Origin of the sequence: Couchioplanes caeruleus, assembly GCF_003751945.1 — a bacterium.
Lineage (GTDB): Bacteria > Actinomycetota > Actinomycetes > Mycobacteriales > Micromonosporaceae > Actinoplanes > Actinoplanes caeruleus.
Genome location: NZ_RJKL01000001.1, coordinates 690482 through 709716, shown reverse-complemented (window position 1 = coordinate 709716; position 19235 = coordinate 690482). Strand labels below are relative to the sequence as shown.

Here is a 19235-nt window from a genome sequence, read left to right as displayed (position 1 = left end):
GGTAGGCACCTCGGCCGAAGGGAACGGCGATGGTTTCGTGGACGTGGTGGGCACGGCGCTGGCTACGCGGAACCGAGACGATGCTGGGGCAGGTACGCACGCTGTTCCTCGGCATCCTCGTGGTCTGGCCCGCCTTCGGCCTGATCGGGTTGCGCGACGCCGACCCGCGGATCGCGGCGCCCGCCGTGGTGGCCTCCGTCCTGCTCCTCGTGTGGCTCTACCTCGGCTACCGACGGCAGCACTTCCCGTTCTGGAGCTGGGTACCGGAGGGCGCGGCCGCGTGCCTGGTCGCCGTGGCGTCCGGCTTCGGCGTCTCCGTCGGCCTGTGCTTCGTCTGGCTCAACTTCCGGGCCCTGTACGGCGGCGTACGCGAGAAGTTCCTCGCCGCCGCCGTGCTCTGCGCCGTCATGATCGTCGGCATGACGGTCGTCGGCGTCGCACCCGGCGAGGCCGTGCCGTTGCTTCTCCTCGCGCTGCTGTCGCTGACCGTCAACCACGTGCTCGCCCGGGGCAGCAGCGCCCGGGACCGCTCGGCGGAGCGGGAGGGCACGCTGGCCTCCGCCGGTGGCGGCCTGGTCGCCTCGACGACCCGGGCCGAGGCGATGGACGTGACCATGGGTGCCGCGCTCAGCATGGACCGCGCCGCGAGCGCCGCGCTCATCGTCACCGTCGCCGGCCCCGCGCTGCACGTCATCGCCGCCGCCGGGGTGGTCGGGCCGGAGGCCGCCGGCTGGGTCACCGAGAAGTCCCGGCTGCCCGCGGAGATCACCGCCGCGTTGCGTCCCGGTGGGTTCACGCTCGTCGACGGCGAGGCCGCCGCAGCGTTGATCGAGGTGCTCCGGTTGCCGCCGCATCCCGTGGTGGTGGTCGCGCCGATGGCCGCGCACGGCTCGGTCTTCGGGATGCTGGTGCTGGCCCTCGAGCGCAAGCCGGAGGACGACCTCTCCGCGACGGTGACCACCCTGGCCGACGAGGCGGCCCTCACCCTCGACCAGCTCCTGAGCCGGTCGCGGCTGAGCATCGTGGTGGAGCACTCCGGCGACGCGCTCGTGTTGGCCGGCGAGGCCGGTTTCATCCGCTTCGTCAATCCGGCGGCCGCCAAGATGCTCGGCTGCTCGAGCGACGATCTGCTCGGCCGCGGCTTGTGGTCTCTCGTGCACGAGGACGACGTGGACGCGCTACGCGACGCCGCGAACTCGCACCTGCCGTCGGCGCCGGTGCCGGCGCGGATCCGCGCCCGCGAGGACGTCGAGTGGACGGATGCGGAGGCGCTGGTCGAGTACGTCAACGAACATGACGGCTCGCGCAGCATCGTCTTCACCGCGCGGGACGTCTCGGAGCGGCACCGCCTGGAACTCGAGCTGCGGCACGCGCAGAAGCTGGAGTCGGTCGGGCGCCTCGCCGCCGGCATCGCGCACGAGATCAACACGCCGATCCAGTTCGTCGGCGACAACGTCCGGTTCCTGGACACCGCGTTCACCGACCTGGAACGGCTGTGCGGCGCGTACCGGGAACTGGTCGCGGCCGTGCAGGAGCAGGGGGACGTCGACGCCGCGTTGCGCAATGTCGAGGAGGTGGCCACCGATATCGACATCGAGTTCGTGATGGAGGAGGTTCCCACCGCCGTCTCCCAGACCCTGGAAGGCGTCAGCCGGGTGGCGCACATCGTGCGCGCCATGAAGGCGTTCGGCCATCCCGGCGCGGAGGAGAAGAGCCGCGCCGACCTCAACGAGGCGATCCAGAACACCATCGTCGTGGCGAACAACGAGATCAAGTACGTGGCCGACGTGGAGACCGACTTCGGCGACCTGCCCCTGGTCCACTGCCATCTGGGCGACATCGGTCAGGTGATGCTGAACCTGGTCATCAACGCCGCCCACGCGATCGGCGCGGCGGACCGCGGCCGGGGCACGATCACGGTGCGGACCCGCCACGAGGGGGACTACGCCGTCATCGATGTGGCCGACACCGGGACAGGCGTGCCACCCGAGATCGCCGACAAGTTGTTCGACCCCTTCTTCACGACCAAGGAGGTCGGCTCGGGGACCGGTCAGGGGCTGGCGCTGGTGCGCACCCTGGTCACCGACCGGCACGGCGGCACCATCGACTTCACCAGCACGGTCGGGGCCGGGACGACGTTCACCGTACGGCTGCCCGTCGCCGGCATCGAATCCGCCCAGGGGAACCGGCTCATGGAGGCTGCGCAGTGAGCCGCCGGCCGCACGTGCTGTTCGTCGACGACGAGCCCCGCATCCTCGGCGGCCTGCGCCGGATGCTCAGGACGCACCGGGACCGCTGGGACATGTCCTTCGCGGAGGGCGGCGAGGCGGCGCTGGCCGCGCTGCGCGAGCGGCCGTGCGACGTGATCGTGTCCGACTACCGCATGCCCGGCATGAACGGCGCGCAGTTGCTGGAACGCGTCCGCATCGAATATCCGGGTACGGCCCGGGTCATCCTGTCCGGGCAGACCAACGAGGACAACCTGCTCAGCATCATGGTGCTGGCGCACGAGTTCCTCACCAAGCCGAGCTCGCCGGAGCAGTTGGTCGCCACGGTCGAGCGGCTCATCGACGTGCGTACGGGCGGCGGACCGGGCGCGGACCGGGCCGTGCTGCAGTCGCTGCCGAGCCCACCGGACACGCTGACGCGGTTGATCGAGGCCCTGGACGGCGACGAGGTGTCGGCGCAGTCGGTCGGATCGGTGATCGAGGAGGATCCGGCCGCCACGGCGAAGGTGCTGCAGTTGGTGAACTCGTCGGCGTACTCGATGGGGCGCAAGGTCAGCAACGTCGCTCAGGCGGTCGCGCTGCTCGGGCTGCCGACCGTCCGCGGCCTGATCTGCATGCACGACCTGATCCGCACCTTCGACCTCTCCGGTGAGATCCCGGTCGAGTGGATCGAGGGGTTGACCGTGCACTCGATCGAGACGTCACGGCTGTGCCGGATGTTCGCCGAGGGCGCCGAGTGGGAGAGCAACGCCTTCACCGCGGGCCTGCTGCACGAGGTGGGCCAGCTAGTCCTCGCCTCCCTGCAGCCGGCGGAGTTCGCGCAGGCGTTGCAGCAGTGGCGTGAACCGGAACAGGATCCCACCTTCCTGTGCGCCGTGGAGTCGGCGGTGCTCGGCTCCACCCACGTCGACGCGGGAGCCGGCCTGCTGCGCTTCTGGGGTCTTCCCGACGCGGTGATCGAGGCGGTCGCCGGCCACGCGACCACCGGGCAACCGGAGGCGGCAGTCGACGCGTCCAGCGCTGTGGTGCTGTCCCATCTGGTGGTGGAGGCGGATCTCGGGCCGGTGTGCGGACTGCCCGGTGCTACCAACCTCGACGTGAGCCTGCTCGACGAGCCGTCGCGCGCGGCGATCACGCGGTGGCGGCGCCAACAGTCTCGGCAGGGCTGACGGCGGTCCCATCCGACCGGGCCGGGCTCATCCTCGGCCCGCACGAGGACAGAGGATCGTCACCGGATCATGTCCGGGCCGAGGTCCTCGTCGATGATCATCAGCGGCTCCGCGACGCCGTCCTCGAGCGCGGCGAAGTTCTTCAGCCGGGTGATCAGGCTGATGGTGATCTCCTGGCCGGCGTTGACCAGCAGCATGCCCGCCTTGTTGCGTACGGGAGCGGCGAGCGCCATGCCCACCTGGAGGTCGGCCAGCGCGATGCCGCGGACCTTCTCGGTCTCGGAGATCGAGGTGGCCTCGAACGCCTCCAGGACTTCCGGGTCGTACTCGTCCTCGCTGGCACGCAGGGTCGCGAGCGTCACCGTGGGCGACAGGCCGTGCATGATCAGGCTGTCGTGGTCCTGGACGAACCGAAGGAGCCGGCCGGCGAACGGGATCTGGTGGCCGGAGATGCCGTCCTTCGGTGTGCCCGAGCCGTCGTAACCCTTCCGGCAGTAGCGGATGGCATCGGCCACCGGTGCCATGCGCGGGATTCCGGAGATCAGCTGCTCGGCGACGTGGGGGAGCTGATCCACCATCACCTGTTCCGCGGGGGTCAGATCGGCGGGGTTGTCCAGCTTCTCCGCCACGCTGGGCGGCAGCGCCACCACGCCGAGCTGGGACATGTCGACAGCCAGTTCCACCGCCCACCGGTCCTGGACCTCCATCTGGTCCAGGATGGCGGTGGCCACGCGGCGCATCCGGGCTGCCCGCCCGAAGGCGAGCGGACTGGACAGCGACAGCACGTCGGTCAACGCCTTGACGCTGCCGCGCAACGTCTGTTCCAACAGCTCCCGTTCGGCCACGACCAACCTGTGCTGGGCCACGCAGTCGTGCAGGGCTTCGATCATGGTCTCGGTGTCGACCGGCTTGAGCACCATCCGGAAGACGTGGCCCCGGTTGACGGTCGCGGCGGCGTCGGCGAGGCTGGTGTGGCCGGTGAGCAGCATGCGGGTGCTGGTGGGCGAGGCCTTCGCGGCCGCGGCCAGGAATTCGGCCCCGTTGATGCCGGGCATCAGGAAGTCGGAGACGATCACCTCGAAGGGATCGACCGCCTTCATGGCGAAGAGTCCCTTCGCGGCACCCACCGCGGTCTCCACCGTGAATTCTTTCCGCAACTGGCGCCGGAGTCCGTCAAGGAGGTTCGGCTCGTCGTCGACCAGCAAGATCCGGGGACGAGTGACGGGGGTCGTCATGCCAGCTCCTCGAGATTGTCCAGATCAGTCCCAATATATCCGGAATTCGGAGGTCAAGCGCCTGTTTCCGGTGTTGCTCGGGTCAGCGTGAGGGTGGCGGTCGATCCGCGGGTGAAGACGGACTCCACCGTGACGTCGCCGTCCATCGCGCGAGCCAGTTGGCGGGCGATGAACAGACCGAGGCCGGTGCCGCCGGTGCTCATCGTCATCGGGTCCTCGACGCGATGGAACTTCTCGAAGATCTTCTCGAGCTGGTCCGCCGGAATGCCCCGGCCGCTGTCGCGGACGTCGACGTGCACCCGCTGCGCCTCGAGCCGCATCGTGACCACCACCTCGGTGTCCTCCGCGGAGTACTTGAGGCCGTTGCCGATGAGGTTCGCGAGCACCTGCAGCGTGCGGCCGTCGTCGCAGCGCGCCGCGACGGGCCCCGGCGGCAGGTCCAGCACGACGCGGGAGGAGCCGAGGTCGCGGGCGGCCTGCTCGACCAACGCGTGCAGATCGTGCTCCGCCACGGACACGTGCAGTGCCATCTCCTCGGGGTTGTCGCCGAAGCGCGAGGCGAGCAGCAGGTCCTCCACGAGCCGCGAGAGATGCCCGGCGCGGTCCCCGATGAGGTTGAGCGCGTCCAGCCGCTTCTGCGGGGTCATGCGTTCGCCCCGGCTGCGCAGCAGGTCGATGTAGCCGATGATCGGCGTCAGCGGCGTGCGCAGCTCGTGCGAGACCATGGCGATGAAGTCGGACTTGAGCCGCTCGGTGCGGTACTCCCGGGTCAGGTCGCTGATGACGACCACGTCGCGGCCCACTGTCCCGGCGGTGAAGATCGCGGAGTGCGCCAGCCGCAGCCGGCGCTGCTCGCCGTCGCGGCGGCGCACGCTCAGCTCGACGACGGCCCGGGGTTGCTCGGCCGTGACCGGCATCAGCAGGTCGCGTTCGTCCTCGACGGGCACATCGAGCACCTCGGCGAGCGAACGCCCGGTGGCCTCGCCGGCGCCCACGCCGGTGATCTCGGCCAGCGCCCGGCTCCACATCCGGATCGACCCGTCGCCGTCCACCACCATGATGCCCTCGGTGGACTGCTCGACCACGGCCTGGAGTTTGCTCGTCTCGTCGACGAGCCGCTCGAGATGCTCGGCGCCGAGCATGGCCACGGCGAGCGCGCTGGCGAGCGAGGCGAGCAGGGTGACGTCGCCGGTGGTCATCCAGCCGCGGTCGCGTTCACGGATGGCGAAGGCGGCCGTGCCCAGCCGGCGGCCGCCGCTCTGCACCGGCACGACGATCATCCGGCGCAGGCCCTCCGGCAGCTCGTCGGCGAGCTGCACGGGAGCGTCGACCACGCCCAGGGCGGCCAGGTACGGCGGCACGACGCCCTGCCGTACCGTCGAGGGGTCGCCGGCCTCCACGGACAGGGCCCCGTCGCCGTTCTCCAGTACCGCCACGGCCAGGTCGGCGCCGAAGGCCTCGCGGACCAGTAGGAGGAACTGGCGTACCACGTCGCCACGCTCCGCGAGGGCATGGGAGAGCTGGAGCAGGCACGCCGACCGTGCGCGCTCGTCGGCCTCCCGCGCCGCCGCCCGGTAGGCGAACGTGACGGCGAGGGCGGGCATCGCCATGAAGGGCAGCAGCAGCGGGGTGTGCAGCGCGATCTCCGCGGTCGTCAGCCCGGTGGCCACGGTGCCGACGGCCATGTAGGCGGACAGCCGGGCCTCCGAGCGCACGATCCGCCACGGCGACGTCTTGGTGATCACGCCGAGGATCTGCGCCAGGCAGCACAGGTTGACGCCGGTGAAGGCGAGGGTACCCACCACGACGCCGGCCAGCACGCCCGCCGTCATCACGCCCGGCGCGCCGCCGACGAGGTGCACGATGGCGATCAGTACGGCCGCGGCGGCGGTGTAGGTGCCGAGGTTGAAGACGGCCTTCATGACCGGGCGTCGCTGCATCGCGCTGGCGACCAGCAGGCCCACGGCGGCCGCGACGAGGGCGTCGCGGGGCGGCAGCAGGAGGACGTCGATGACGAGCGCCGCCTCGTAGAGCGTCAGCTCCTCGACGGCGTCGCCGTGGCGTAGCCGCACCACGGTGAGCTCGGCGAGACAGCTCAGCACGGTCAGGCCGGGCAGCAGCCACGCGTTCGGTACGCCGAGTCCCCGCAGCACGCTGGCGTGCCCGTCGAGCGCGAACGCCACGGCGGCGGCGAGCCCGCCTCCCAGCAGGGCCACCGCCACCACACGGCGCAGGATCGGGTCCTGCAGATTTTCCCGCACCACGCCGGCCACCCGGGTGATTCCCGGGCGGCCGGTGTGGGACGGGGCTGAAATCACGACGTGGGCATCCACGCCCAGGCCCGGGCGCTCCACCGATCCGCCGCCCAGGCCCGGGCGGCCCAGTCGTCGCCGGCCCAGGCCCGTGCGGTCCAGTCCGCGTCCGCCCAGGCCCGCGCGGCCCAGTCGTCGGACGCCCAGGCCCGTGCGGCCCATGCCCGCGCCGCCCAGGCCCGTGCGGCCCAGTCGTCGCCGGCCCAGGCCCGTGCGGCCCATGCCCGAGCGGCCCAGGCGCGGGCGGCCGGGTCCAGGTCGGCCCAGGCGCGCGCCGACCAGTCGCGCGACGCCGCGCTCAGCTTGTTCCACGCCTGCTCGGCGGCCTGCTGGTCGTCGTCCGCCACCGCCTTGGCGAAGGCCGCCCAGCGCTTGGCGTCACGTGCCACCGTGGCGGTGTCCTCGTCGTACCGCTTCTGCGCCTTGCTGGACTTCCAGGTGCCCGCCGCGGCGAGCACCGCGGGGGCGTCGAGGCCGCCCACGCCGCCCCCGCTCTGCCGGCTCAGGCCGCTGCTGGCGTACGCGGTGCTGGTGACCAGGTTCTTGATCGCGTCCGGGCGCAGCTTCGGCTGCACGGCGAGGGCACCGGCGATGACGCCGGAGGTGACCGCGGCGGCCATCGAGGTGCCGGAGCCGCGGAAGTATCCGTCGCCGACGCGCGCCTGCGGGTTGGCCTGGTCGACCACGCTGCCCGGCGAGCGCAGGCTCACCACGTGACCGCCGGCGGCCACCAGGTCGGGCTTGGCGTCGCCCTGCCAGGTGGGGCCGCGCCCGGACCAGGTGCCGACCACGTCGTCGCCACGGTCGCTGGTGCCGGAGACGTCCAGGCCGCCCGTGGTGAGCAGCAGCGGGTCGTTGCCCGGCGAGGTCACGGTGCCCGCGCCGGGGCCCTCGTTGCCGGAGGGCACGACGACCATGACGCCCTGGTGCCACAGCGACTCGAGGGCCTGGGTCAGCGGGTCGATCTGGTACGGCAGCGGGCTGTGCGAGGACAGGGACAGGTTGACCACCTGGACGTCCTTGCGGTGGTCGCTGATCCACTGGAGTCCGCTGAGCACGGTGGTGAGGTCGGTGCGGCCCTGCGCGTCGGCGACCTTGACGTCGATGAGCTTCGCGCCCGGCGCCACGCCCCGGTGCGCGCCGTCCGAGGCCGCGCCGGTGGCGCCGATCAGGCCGGCCATGAACGTGCCGTGACCGTAACCGTCGCCGGCGCCCGTGCCGCTGAGGTCGACCCGGTGCGCGACCTGACCGGCCAGGTCGGGCACGTCGGCGATGCCGGTGTCGACCACGGCCACCGTCACGCCCCGGCCCTCGGTGCCCTTCGCAGGCAGGCCGAGCATCTGGCGGATCGTCTCCGCGGTCCGGGACTGCGCCGGTGCCGCCGCGGCGGCGACCTTGATCTCGCGCTGCGGGGCGACCAGCCACGCGGGATCGAGGCGGCTGCCCTCGGGCAGCCGCGCCGCGACGCCGCGGACGACGGGCAGCAGGGTCTCGACCCGCCCGCCGGCCGCGCGCACCGCGCGTGCGGCTCCCTCGGCGTCCGTGCCGGTCACGACGACCTCGCGCCACGCCACCGGGGTGGGGTGCGCGCTCGCGGGAGCCGGAAGCCCGGCGACCACGAGAGCCGTCGCGGCCGCGGCCCCGAACGTCCTGCGGTAGGAATTCTTCACGCGCTGCCACCTTTCATTCACTCAGAGTAGTTGAGCGAGTTGGCAAGATCCCCCCGGCCGTGGAGGCCGGCATCGTCTCGTGGGAGCACTATCGGCAGTACGTGCGCCAACTTGAGGAAGACTTGAGGCGGAGCCGCCCCGGTCATCCTCCGGTGACGTCGATCCGGTTGCTCAGCACCCCGTCGATCAGGTCCAGGACGGCGTCCGCGGTGAACGGTTTGGCCAGGTAGTAGTCCACGCCACCGGCCCACGCCCGGCTGTTGGTGTCCGGCTCGGCCGCCGCGGTGAGCATCAGGATCGGCACCGGTTCGCCGGGCAGCTCCCGGACCGCGCGCAGCACGCCGAAGCCGTCCATGCCCGGCATCATGACGTCGAGGACCACGAAGTCCGGGGCGGCCGCCTCCACGGCACGGACCGCGGCGGGCCCGTCCACGGCGGTGTCCACCTCGTACCCGTCCATTTCGAGGACGTCGGTCAGCAGTTGCCGGATCGCCGGGTCGTCGTCGACCACCAGGATGCGTGCCATAAATTCTCCCTCCGCCCGGTGCAGAACCGCCGGATCACAGCCGTAGCGGCCGGTCCCACGAGGCCGCCTGCTCCGATGCCTCCTCGGCCGCACGGGCCCAGTCGACGTCCTTCGCCCGCAACTGCGGGTGCGCCAGCAACTGGGCCAGCTCGGCCTCGTGCGTCCCGCCGTCCGGGCAGGCCGACTCCGTACGCTGGATGAGCAGGTGCGCGGTCCGCACGGCGGCCGTGACCCCGAGCCCCGACGCGTCGGGCGACTGCGGCGTGTCCCGCTGGGCGACCGCGGTGATGATCGGCACCGGCAGGCCCCAGAGGTGCAGCAACTCGACGCCGACGTCCCGGAAGGGGACGCCGTCGCGGGTCTGGGCTTGGAGGTCGACGGCGCAGTCGTCGCCGTCCGGCACCCCGGCCAGGCAGACCAGCCGTCCGACGTCCTGCAGCAGGGCGGCGGCCTGGGCGTGCGGACGGTTCGCCGGCGACGCCACGACGTCGACCAGGCAGGCCGTCGCCACCGCGTGCCGCCAGGCCGTCCGCAGGTGCGCCTCGACGGCCGGGCTCCACGTGGAGGAGGGGCGCAGCGCGTGCCCGGCGCCGGCCACGGCCTGCACCATCGGTACGCCCATCGCGTTGACGATCGACTCGACCGAGGAGTTGCGGGGCTGGGCACCGAAGAATCGCGAGTTGGAGAGCTGCAGCAGCTTGGCGGACAGCCCCACGTCGTGCATCGCGGTGCAGACCGCGTCCGAGAGGCTGGCGTCGGGCGCCAGCAGCGCGACGATCCGGTCGGCGTGCTCGGGCAGGGTGGGTATGGCACGGACCCCGCCGGCGATGCGCCGGGCCTCCTCCTGATGGTGCGCGGAGGTGCGCACGAGCAACTGGTCGATCACGCTGGTCAGGGTCTCGGCGTCGGACGGCTTGGTGAGGAAGCGGTGTCCGGCGACCGCCACCTGCACCGTCGCCTCGGGCTCGATGTGCCCGGAAAGCACGACCCGGGCGACCTCCGGATGCCGGCGGCTGATCTGGGTGAGCAGTTCGGCGCCGTCCATGCCCGGCATCCGCATGTCGGACACCACCACGTCGTAGTGGTTGTCCGTCATCAGCTCGAGGGCCTCGGCGCCGTCGGACACGAACTCCATCTCCCACTCGCCGCGCTTGCCGCGCAGCGAGCGGCGCAACCCGTCCAGGATGCGCGGTTCGTCGTCGACGAACAGGGCTCGGGGCTTGCTCATGCCTCAGGCGTCCGGCTCGCCGTTGATCGGCAGGCGCAGGACGAACTCGGTCCCCTCGCCGACCGTGGAGCGGACCTCGATCGATCCACCGTGCTGCTCCAGCACCGCCCGGGCCAGCGCAAGCCCCTGCCCGGTGCCCTTGCCGACCTCCTTGGTGGTGAAGAACGGCTCGAAGATGGACTGCTGGATCTCCTCCGGGATGCCCGGACCGTTGTCCGCGAACCCGATCACCACCGTGTCGCCGTCGACGGCCGAGCGGATCCTGATCTCGCCCCGGCCGTCCTTGTCCTTCAGGGCGTCGGCGGCGTTGACGAGCAGATTGAGGAACACCTGGTTGAGATCGCCGCGGTGGCAGAGCACGTCGGGCAGGTCGCCGAGCTCCAGGCGTACGTCGGCGACGTACTTCACCTCGTTGCGGGCGACGGTGAAGGTGGTGCGGATCGCCTCGTTCAGGTCGGCGTACGACTTCTCGGTGGAGTCCTTGTAGCTGAACGACTTCATCGCCCGTACCAGCGACGCCACCCGCTCGACACCCTCGAGGCTCTGGCTGACCGCGGCGGGGATCTCGGCCGCGAGGTATTCGATGTCCGCCTTGTCCTCGGCCTCCGACGCGCGCCGGGTGCGCTCGTCCCACTGCACCTCGCCGAGGCTCGGTTCCATGCAGGCCCGGTAGACCAGCAGCAGCTCCAGCATGTCGCGGTAGGCGTCGGCGAGGAAGCGGGTGTTGTCCCCGACGAACTGGATCGGGGTGTTGATCTCGTGCGCCAGGCCGGCGGAGAGCCGGCCCAGGGACTCCAGCTTCTGGTCGTGGCGCACCTCGACCTCGGCGCGCCGCGCCTCCGTCACGTCGCGGAAGGTGATCACAGCTCCGGAGCCGTAGTCGCCGCGGCCCAGCGGCGCGATCGAGCAGACCACCTCGAACGTCGAGCCGTCCCTGCGGGTGAAGGTCTCCTCGACCATCTGCACCGACAGGCCGGCCATGCCGATCCGCCGCAGCTCACACTCGCGTTCGGGCCTCGCGGTGCCGGACCGGGCCGGCGCGTGCAGGGCGGCGTGCGCCGAGAGGCCGAGCAGTTCCTTCTCCTCCCAGCCCAGCATCTCCCGGGCGGCACGGTTCATCGAGGTGATGTTGCCGTCGCCGTCGACGGTGAAGAGGCCTTCGGCCAGGTCCTCCATGATCACAGAGCGGAACGCCTGGGCCTGCCCCCGTTCGGCGACGAGGGTCTCCAGCAGCGCGTGCGTCTCGTCGCGGTCGCTGATGTCGGTCGCCGTCACGATCCACTGCACGGGAAGGCCGTCGTCGTCGCGTACGGGTACGAAGTGCGCCTCGTGCCGGCGGAACGTGCCGTCGTGCGCGCGGAGCCGGCAGGTGAGTTCGTAGGGCTCCAGGCGGGCGTGGCGGTCGGCCGCCTCGCGCCGTACGGCCTCGGCGTCCTCGGGATGCACCACCGAGAACCAGGACTCCCCGGCGCCGCACTGCTGGGCGCGCGGGTTGGCGTAGGCGACCTCACCCGACGCCGACATCACCCAGATGCCGTGCGGCACCGCGGCGAGTACCCTGGCGTCGATGGACACGGTCGGCCTTCCCCTCGGTGACCGGGACGGGAGCGTCCCGTGTTGCTCATCGGCCGTTCGGGGCCGTATCTGAGGTTCCGGGCGGTTTCCCGCCGCCTCAGCCGTCGCCGCCGCGCGGGCCGTGGAGCTGTTCGTGCAGGGCCTGCATGAGCTCGGCCCCGGTGAACGGCTTCTCCAGCAGGTGGACGTCCGCGGCCAGGGTGCCGTGCGTGGTGAGCACGGGCTGGGCGTACCCGGACATGAACAGCACCCGGGTGCCGGGCCGGGCCGCCGTGACCGACTCGGCGATGTCCTTGCCGAGCATGCCCGGCATGATCACGTCGGTGAGCAGCACGTCGATCGGGCCCTCGTGGGTCGCGCAGATCTGCAGCGCCTCGCGGCCGTCGGCGGCGGTCAGCACCGTGTAGCCGCCGCGACGCAGGATGCGCTCGCTCACCTCGCGCAGGGCGGTCTCGTCCTCCACGACCAGGACCGTGACGCCGTGCCCGCTCAGGTCGGCCGGCGCCGGCGCGGGCCGGTCCTCCGGTACGGCCGCGTCGGTGATCGGCAGCAGGATGGTGATGGTGGTACCGAAGCCCGGCTCGGAGTAGATCTGCACGGTGCCGCCGGCCTGGGTGACGATGCCGTACACGGTGGCCAGCCCGAGGCCGGTGCCCTGCCCGCTGGGCTTGGTGGTGAAGAACGGGTCGAAGGCCTTCGCGATGACGTCGCGGGGCATGCCGGTGCCGGTGTCGGAGACCCGGATCCGCACGTAGCAGCCGGGTTCGAGCCCCGACAGCACGGCCGGATGGTCCTGGTCGGCGTCGACCACGGCGGTGTCGATGGTGAGGTGACCGCCGGAGGGCATGGCGTCGCGGGCGTTGACGGCCAGGTTCACCAGGACCTGCTCGAGCTGGCCGGGGTCGGCCATGACCGGCGGAAGCGGCGCCGTCGTCGCCGTCAGCGCGATGTGCTCGCCGATCGAGCGCCGCAGCATCTGCGTCACCTCGGTGACGACCGTGCTGACGTCGAGCGGTCGCGGCCGGATCACCTCCCGGCGGGCGAAGGCGAGCAACTGGTGCGTGAGATCGCTGCCGCGCCGGGCGGCCCGGGCGATCTGCTCGGCGTCGGCGGCCATCGGCGTGCCCGCGGCGTCCTCGACGATGAAGGCCGCGTAGTTGAGGATCACGGCGAGCAGGTTGTTGAAGTCGTGGGCGACGCCGCCGGCGAGCTGTCCGAGGCTCTCGAGCCGCTCGACGCGCTGTAACCGGGCCTCGATCCTGCGCTGTTCGGCCTCCTCGCGCAGCGCCTGCTGCTCGGCCTCGGCGGCGAGGCGGTCGGTGATGTCGCGGACGGCGGCGACCACGATGATGCCGTCGCCGGTGTCCAGCGCGCTGCACGAGATCTCGACCGGGAGCCGGACGCCGTCGCTGCGGCGTGCCGTCAGGGTGGCCCACCGCGGCGCCGACTGCCCGGCTCCCGGGTCGCCGACCGGCTCGGTGCCCAGCGGCGTCGAGTCGCCGCCGATGCGCAGCACCGTCGTGGCCGGGGGCAGCCCGTCGGGCAGCAGGCGGCGCACGGCCATCGTGGTCAGGTCGTAGCGCGGATGGCCGAACAACCGCTCCGCCTCGGCGTTGACGAGGACGACGTTGCCGGTGTCGTCGACGCCGAGCAGCGCGTCGGGGGCGGCGTCGAGGACCGCCTGCACACGCGCCTCCGCGTGTTCGCGTTCGCTGATGTCGCGGGCGGTGGTCGTCATGCCGATGATCGTGCCGGTGCCGTCGCGCAGCGGCGAGACCAGCACGGACACGGTGATCGCGGTGCCGTCGGCGTGCAGGCGGGAGGTGCGGTAACGGTCCATCCGGCCGCCGATGCGGACCAGGGCGAGGATCTCCGCCTCGTCGGGGCGCCGGTCCGGCGGGATGATCCGGTCGATCGGCTGGCCGACCATCTTGCCGGCGGGGTAGCCGTAGAGCAGCTCCGCGCCGGGGTTCCAGCTCAGCACCACGCCGTCGAGGTCGGTGGTGACGATGGCGTCGTGCGACGACTGCACGATCGAGGCGAGCAGCGTGCGCGCCTGCTCGGCCTCGCGGTGGGCCGTGTCGTCGCGGAGCACGGCGGTCACGAGTATCTCGCCGTCCGGTGCGGTGACCGCCGCCAGCGACACCTCGACCGCGAACACCTGGCCGTCGCGGCGCTGCCCGCGCAGCGGCAGCCGCCGCAGCGGCGGATGGGCGCTGGCGAGATACGCCGCGCGCTGCGCCGGATGTCCCGGGCGCACCTCGTCGGGCACGAGCGCGTCGATGGACTCGCCGAGCAGGCTCCCGGCGGGATAGCCGAACATCTCGTGGGCGCGGCGGTTGGCCAGCGCGATCGTCCCGTCCTGCCGGCTGACGATCACCGCGTCGGGTGCCTCGTCCACGAGCTGACCGGTCAGCGATCCGAGCGTGCGCACCATCCCTCGATCCCGGCGCCCCGCGGGAGCGCGCGTCGCCGTTCGGCTGTCGTCTGCGGGGCCCGTCCTTCTCAACGTAAAGTCAGGGGCACCCCCGGTGCTCACGGTTCGCCAAAACTGCCGGAAGGGGCACCATGGCCGGCGACGTGTATCCGGTCGAGCCGGGGCTCGTGTACGCGCCCGAGCGTCGCCCGGATCCCGACGACGAGTGGCCGGGCGACCCGGCCGAATCCATGCCGGCGGCGGTCGCGGTCAAGCCGTGACCGCCGCCGGCCGCCGTCCTACGGCTGCATCTCGTACGCCCCGCAGAGCGCCACGACCCGCTCCCACACCGCCGCGTCACGCTTGCCGTCGGTGACCGGGCGGCGCACGTGGGCCAGGGCCCAGGCCGCCTGCTCCTCGGTGGTGGCCGCCTTGCTGTGCAGCTCCGTCGCGTACCCGGAGAAGTCGCGGACGAGGATCGCGAAGATCTCGTCGAGGACCTCGGCGTCGAGGCCGGTCGCCTCGGCCTGCTCGCAGATGAGCTGGCCATAGACGATCAGCGCGAAGAGCTGGCCCAGCGCGAGCAGGAAGTCGAGGTCACGCTGCTGACCCTCGTCGGGGGCGTGGGCGGCCAGCAGGGCGCAGAACCCGTCGGCCTGCTCGCGGAAGACCGCCACGTTGGGCAGCTCGGCGTACTTGTCGTACGCGGTCCGCCATTCGTGGAACTGGATCTTTCCGAGCCCCCGGGCCGGTCCCTGCCGGAAGAGGAACTCGTCGTCGGTCGCGTCGTGCCGGGTCGGTACCGGCGCGAACTCGGCCGGCCGGAACAGGTAGTTGGGCATGAACTTGAGGATCAGCGCCAGGTTGACGTGCACGGTGCCCTCGAGCTTGGGCAGGCCCCGGATGTCCTTGGCGGCCTTCTCGAAGTAGGTGTCGGCCTCGAAGCCCTTGGCCGCGATGACGTCCCAGAGCAGGTCGATGACCTTCTCGCCCTCGGTGGTGACCTTCATCTTGGTCATCGGGTTGAAGAGCAGGTAGCGGCGGTCGTCTCCGGTGGCGGAGCGGAAGTAGTCGACCGCCCGGTCGCTGAACAGCTTCATCGCCACGAGGCGGGCGTACGCGTCCATCAGCTCGCGGCGCACGTGCAGGAAGTTCGTGACCGGCTTGCCGTAGAGCACCCGGCGGTGGGCGTGGGTGACGGCCTCGTACATGGCGTGCTCGCAGATGCCGACGGCGGCCGTGCAGAGGTTGAACTTGCCGACGTTGACGGTGTTGAGCGCGGCGTCGAACGCGGCCTGCCCGGTGTGCAGCACGTCCTGCGGGCGCACCGGGTAGTCCTCGAGGCGGAACTCGCTCACGTACATCTGCGCGTTCACGACGTTCTTGACCAGGTGGTAGTTCTCGTGGCGGCTGTCGGCGGCGAAGAAGACGTAGCCGTCGGGGCCCTCGACGTCGGCGCGGCGGCCGAAGACCGATACGAGGCCGGCGACGTTGCCGTTGCCGATGTAGTACTTGGGCCCCGTGGCCCGGAAGCCGCCCTCGCCGTCCGGCGTGAGGATCATGTCGGTGGCGTAGATGTCGGCGCCGTGGGTGCGCTCCGACAGGCCGAACGCCATGACGTGCCCGTCGTCGAGCAGCCGGGCCGCGTGGGCGCGGGCCTCGGCGTTGGCGCTCTGCCAGACCGGGCCGAGGCCGAGGACGGTGACCTGCCAGACGTACCAGTAGCCCAGGCCGTAGAAGCCGAGGATCTCGCTGAGGGCCGCGTTGCGGGCGGTGTCCCAGCGCTTGTTCTCGTCGTCACCGCCGTCGGCCGCCGGGGTGAGGAAGGTGGCGAAGAGTCCCTCCTTGGCGGCGAACTCGAGGAAGTCGGCGTACCACTCGCGATCGATGTACGTGTCGATCAGCGCCTTCTTGCCCCGGCTCTCGAAGAAGTCGACGGTGGCGCGCAGCAGCCGGCGCGACTCGGCGTCGAGGTGCGCCGGGTCGTAGGTGTGCGGATTGAGCAGCAGGGGATCGGCCATGTCGGCACCTTCCTTCTCAGCGGCCGAGGCCGCGCAGCGTGTCGAGAACGTCGTCGAGCCAGGCGAGGACCATCCGCTCGTACGCGATGCCGCCCCGCAGCACGACGTGTTGCAGGCGGTGCTGGTCGTCGAGCGGCGCAGCAGCGGGGAAGTCGCGGACCTCGCCGGTCAGGTAGCGGGCGAGGGTCGCCTCGTGCGTGGCGCGGTAGCGCTCGACCTCGGCGACGAGCGCGGTGCGCCCGGCGTCGTCGGTGAACGCGGCCCCGCGGATCTTCACCGCGAGTTCGTGCCGGACGGCCTCCGGCTGCACCGGGTCGCGCAGCCAGGCGGCGAGCACCTCCCGGCCCGTGCCGACCACGGAGTAGGAGCGCTTGTCGGGGCGCCCACCCTGGTCGACCTCCTCCGCAATGATCCAGCCGTCGGCCTCCATCCGCCGCAGGACGCGGTAGATCTGCTGGTGCGTCGCGGTCCAGAACCGGCCGATGGACCGCTCGAAGCGCCGGGCCAACTCGTATCCGGACCCGGGCTGCTCCAGCAGGGAGACCAGGATCGCGTGCTCCAGCGCCACAGGAGCATTCTGCTATGCAACTTGTTGCATAGCAAGCAGGACTGCTGCGCGTCTCCAGAGACGGGCTTGAGCCGTGCCTGAGGTGGGGGCGGAATCCTCGACGGGTTGGTTCCGGCACGCGGAGGGAGGGTGCGACCGTGGGCGATTCACGCGTGCGCGTTCCGCTCCTGACGGCCCTGCTGCTCGTCCCGCTGATGCTGCTCGGTACGACCCACGCCGCGTTCACCGCCGCCACCTCCTCCTTCGCCAGCACCTTCGCGGCGGCCTCCGGCTTCCCCGGGTTCACGCAGTCGATCGCGGCCGACGGGCCGGCGCTGTACCACCGCCAGGAGGAGGCGCTCACCTCGTCTCTCAACGGCACCGTGGCGGACAGCTCGGGTAACGCCCGGCCCGGCACGAACACGGGCGCCACGAACGGCCCCAGCACCGTGTGGGCGTTCGAGGAGGGTTCCGGCACCGTCGCCGCCGACAACTCCGGCGTCGTGAACCAGGGCACCCTGCACGGCGCCTCGTGGCAGAAGCCGGGCCGGATGGGCACCGCCGCCGTCGCCCTGGACGGCGTCGACGACTACGTCGAGTCCGACGTCCCCCCGCTCACCACCACGGGCAGCTACACGGCGATGGCCTGGGTCTACCTGACCGACGCCTCGCAGAACCGGTACGCCATGGGCCAGGAGGGTGCCCGGCAGAGCGTCTTCGGCATCCACGCCTTCGTCAGCGGCACCGGGGCCTGCGGCTGCTGGTCCGTGCGCTACGTCGCCGACACCGACAACCCGACCGGCGTCCGGGTCAACTCCACCACCGCGGTCGCGCTGAACACGTGGGTCCACCTGGCGACGGTGCGCGACATCGGCGCCGGCAGGGTCCACCTGTACGTCAACGGCAAGCCGGAGGCCAACGTCGCGTACGCCGCCACTGTGAACGCGACCGGACCGCTCACCGTCGGCCGGGTGAAGGCGAACGGCGCCTGGTCCAACTTCTGGAAGGGCGCCGTCGACGAGGTCCGCACCTACAACCGGGTGGTGAGCGCCGCCGACATCAAGGGCCTGTACGAGGACGCCGCCACCGGGCACTGGGGTATGAACGAGGCGCCCGGCGCCACCACCGCCGCCGACGTGGTCGGGCAGACGGCGACCCTGGCCGGCGACGCGACCTTCGGGTCCGGCCACGCCGGCAACGCGCTGCAGCTCGACGGGAACGGCGACTACGCGCTGACGTCCAGCGTGCCGATCGACACCGAGCAGACCTACACCGTCGCCGCCTGGCTCTACCTGACCGACACCTCGATCGACCGCAACGCGGTCGCCGCCGAGGGCAGCCTTCAGAGCGCCTTCGCCATCCAGGCCAACGCCGCCGCCCGGACCTGGCGGGTGCGGTTCGCTGCCGGCGACGTGGCCGACGCCGCCAGCGGGCGCCTGGAGGGCACGTCCGTGCCGCAGGCGGGCCAGTGGACGCATGTGGCCGTGGTCCGCACCCCGACCAGCGGCCAGCTCTACATCAACACGGTGAAGGAGGACGAGCAGTCTCTGCCGGCCTCCTGGAAGGCCACCGCAGGGCTGAGCTTCGGCCGTCAGCTGAACAACGGCGGCCCCCTGGGTTTCTGGCGCGGCGCCGTCGACGAGGTGCGCGTCTACCCGCGGGCGCTCAGCGCGGTCCAGATCACCCGGCTGTACAAGGACCGGGATGTGCAGACCGGACCCGGCATGACGGGCGGAGTCCCCGGTGCCCTGCGCGGGCAGGCCGCCGGTTCCGCCCTCGCCTTCGGCGGCTGGATCAGCGCCTACAACAACACGGCGTTCGCCGACGCGGGAAACTGCACGGTCGAGGTGTGGTTCCGCGCCGGCACCGGCGCCGGGGGACATCTCGTCGGCTTCAGCTCCCACCCGACCTCGCCGAACACGGGCACCTCCGACCGGATGCTCTACCTTGACTCCGGCGGGCGGCTCAGCTTCGGCGTGGGCACCGGCAACGTGCGCAGTCCCGTCGCCTACGACGACGCGCAGTGGCACCATGCCGCCGCCAGCGTGGGCCCCGCCGGGCTGAAGTTGTACGTGGACGGCGTCCGCGTCGCCACCAACCCCGCGGTCACGACCGGACCGGCGTTCACCGGATACTGGCGATGGGGTGGCGCACAGCTCTGGGGCCGGCCGAACCGTCCCGCCAACGACTACTTCGTCGGCACCCTCGACGAGGTGGTGGTCTATCCCACCCAGCTCGGCGATCAGCAGATCTCCTGGCACCACGCGGCAGGACGCTGACCGTCCAGCGTGCCGCACCATCCTCGCCT

At 71.7% G+C, this 19235-nt stretch carries 13 protein-coding genes; 4 read left to right on the top strand and 9 right to left on the bottom strand.

Annotated elements, in window-relative coordinates; all coding sequences use genetic code 11:
• Positions 1-29: 29 nt before the first annotated feature.
• Both EDD30_RS03360 and EDD30_RS38695 read left to right on the top strand, forming a co-directional pair.
• A complete protein-coding gene (locus EDD30_RS03360; RefSeq protein ID WP_084556334.1) occupies positions 30-2210 on the top strand; it encodes a two-component system sensor histidine kinase NtrB in 2181 nt (726 codons plus the stop codon).
• A complete protein-coding gene (locus EDD30_RS38695; RefSeq protein ID WP_071805023.1) occupies positions 2207-3397 on the top strand; it encodes a response regulator in 1191 nt (396 codons plus the stop codon). Before EDD30_RS03360 ends, EDD30_RS38695 begins: the two co-directional genes overlap by 4 nt.
• A gap of 59 nt (positions 3398-3456) precedes the next feature.
• Here the strand turns inward: EDD30_RS38695 and EDD30_RS03340 are convergent, their stop codons facing one another.
• The 7 genes from EDD30_RS03340 to EDD30_RS03310 all read right to left on the bottom strand — a co-directional run bounded on the left by EDD30_RS03340 (position 3457) and on the right by EDD30_RS03310 (position 14380).
• Entirely contained in the window at positions 3457-4632 is a 1176-nt protein-coding gene (locus tag EDD30_RS03340; RefSeq protein ID WP_071805022.1) for an HD domain-containing phosphohydrolase, read from the bottom strand.
• A 53-nt stretch (positions 4633-4685) separates the two neighbouring features.
• Positions 4686-6950: a sensor histidine kinase gene (locus EDD30_RS03335; RefSeq protein ID WP_143162643.1), complete on the bottom strand. Its 2265-nt coding sequence runs from the start codon at positions 6948-6950 to the stop codon at positions 4686-4688.
• Positions 6947-8614: a S8 family peptidase gene (locus EDD30_RS03330; RefSeq protein WP_071805020.1), complete on the bottom strand. Its 1668-nt coding sequence runs from the start codon at positions 8612-8614 to the stop codon at positions 6947-6949. Before EDD30_RS03330 ends, EDD30_RS03335 begins: the two co-directional genes overlap by 4 nt.
• Before the next feature lie 142 nt (positions 8615-8756).
• Positions 8757-9140 carry a response regulator transcription factor gene (locus tag EDD30_RS03325; protein ID WP_071805019.1) on the bottom strand — a complete coding sequence of 128 codons (384 nt, stop codon included), beginning with the start codon at positions 9138-9140 and terminating at the stop codon, positions 8757-8759.
• A gap of 34 nt (positions 9141-9174) precedes the next feature.
• Complete coding sequence (locus EDD30_RS03320) at positions 9175-10368, bottom strand: response regulator (protein ID WP_071805018.1); 1194 nt, start codon at positions 10366-10368, stop codon at positions 9175-9177.
• Positions 10369-10371: 3 nt separating this feature from the next.
• On the bottom strand, positions 10372-11943 hold the full coding sequence (locus EDD30_RS03315) for a PAS domain-containing sensor histidine kinase (protein ID WP_071805017.1): 1572 nt from the start codon (positions 11941-11943) through the stop codon (positions 10372-10374).
• A gap of 97 nt (positions 11944-12040) precedes the next feature.
• A complete protein-coding gene (locus EDD30_RS03310; protein WP_071805016.1) occupies positions 12041-14380 on the bottom strand; it encodes a hybrid sensor histidine kinase/response regulator in 2340 nt (779 codons plus the stop codon).
• Positions 14381-14511: 131 nt separating this feature from the next.
• Between EDD30_RS03310 and EDD30_RS41365 the strand changes: the two genes are divergently transcribed.
• Complete coding sequence (locus EDD30_RS41365) at positions 14512-14640, top strand: hypothetical protein (RefSeq protein WP_280526123.1); 129 nt, start codon at positions 14512-14514, stop codon at positions 14638-14640.
• A gap of 18 nt (positions 14641-14658) precedes the next feature.
• Here the strand turns inward: EDD30_RS41365 and EDD30_RS03305 are convergent, their stop codons facing one another.
• Positions 14659-16380 carry an acyl-CoA dehydrogenase family protein gene (locus EDD30_RS03305; protein WP_071805015.1) on the bottom strand — a complete coding sequence of 574 codons (1722 nt, stop codon included), beginning with the start codon at positions 16378-16380 and terminating at the stop codon, positions 14659-14661.
• A gap of 16 nt (positions 16381-16396) precedes the next feature.
• The gene (locus EDD30_RS03300) at positions 16397-16948 is read right to left on the bottom strand and encodes a PadR family transcriptional regulator (protein ID WP_071805014.1); all 552 of its coding nucleotides are present in this window, start codon (positions 16946-16948) and stop codon (positions 16397-16399) included.
• A 137-nt stretch (positions 16949-17085) separates the two neighbouring features.
• On the opposite strand from EDD30_RS03300, the gene EDD30_RS03295 reads away from it, so the two are divergent.
• Positions 17086-19206: a LamG domain-containing protein gene (locus EDD30_RS03295; RefSeq protein WP_143162642.1), complete on the top strand. Its 2121-nt coding sequence runs from the start codon at positions 17086-17088 to the stop codon at positions 19204-19206.
• The last annotated feature ends 29 nt before the right edge of the window (positions 19207-19235 follow it).

Bases quoted from the DNA above. Each gene is read 5' to 3' on its own strand.
- EDD30_RS03360 (WP_084556334.1), top strand. From the start codon at position 30: ATGGTTTCGTGGACGTGGTGGGCACGGCGCTGGCTACGCGGAACCGAG.
- EDD30_RS03340 (WP_071805022.1), bottom strand. From the start codon at position 4,632: ATGACGACCCCCGTCACTCGTCCCCGGATCTTGCTGGTCGACGACGAG.
- EDD30_RS03325 (WP_071805019.1), bottom strand. From the start codon at position 9,140: ATGGCACGCATCCTGGTGGTCGACGACGACCCGGCGATCCGGCAACTG.
- EDD30_RS03320 (WP_071805018.1), bottom strand. From the start codon at position 10,368: ATGAGCAAGCCCCGAGCCCTGTTCGTCGACGACGAACCGCGCATCCTG.
- EDD30_RS03310 (WP_071805016.1), bottom strand. From the start codon at position 14,380: ATGGTGCGCACGCTCGGATCGCTGACCGGTCAGCTCGTGGACGAGGCA.
- EDD30_RS41365 (WP_280526123.1), top strand. From the start codon at position 14,512: ATGGCCGGCGACGTGTATCCGGTCGAGCCGGGGCTCGTGTACGCGCCC.
- EDD30_RS03305 (WP_071805015.1), bottom strand. From the start codon at position 16,380: ATGGCCGATCCCCTGCTGCTCAATCCGCACACCTACGACCCGGCGCAC.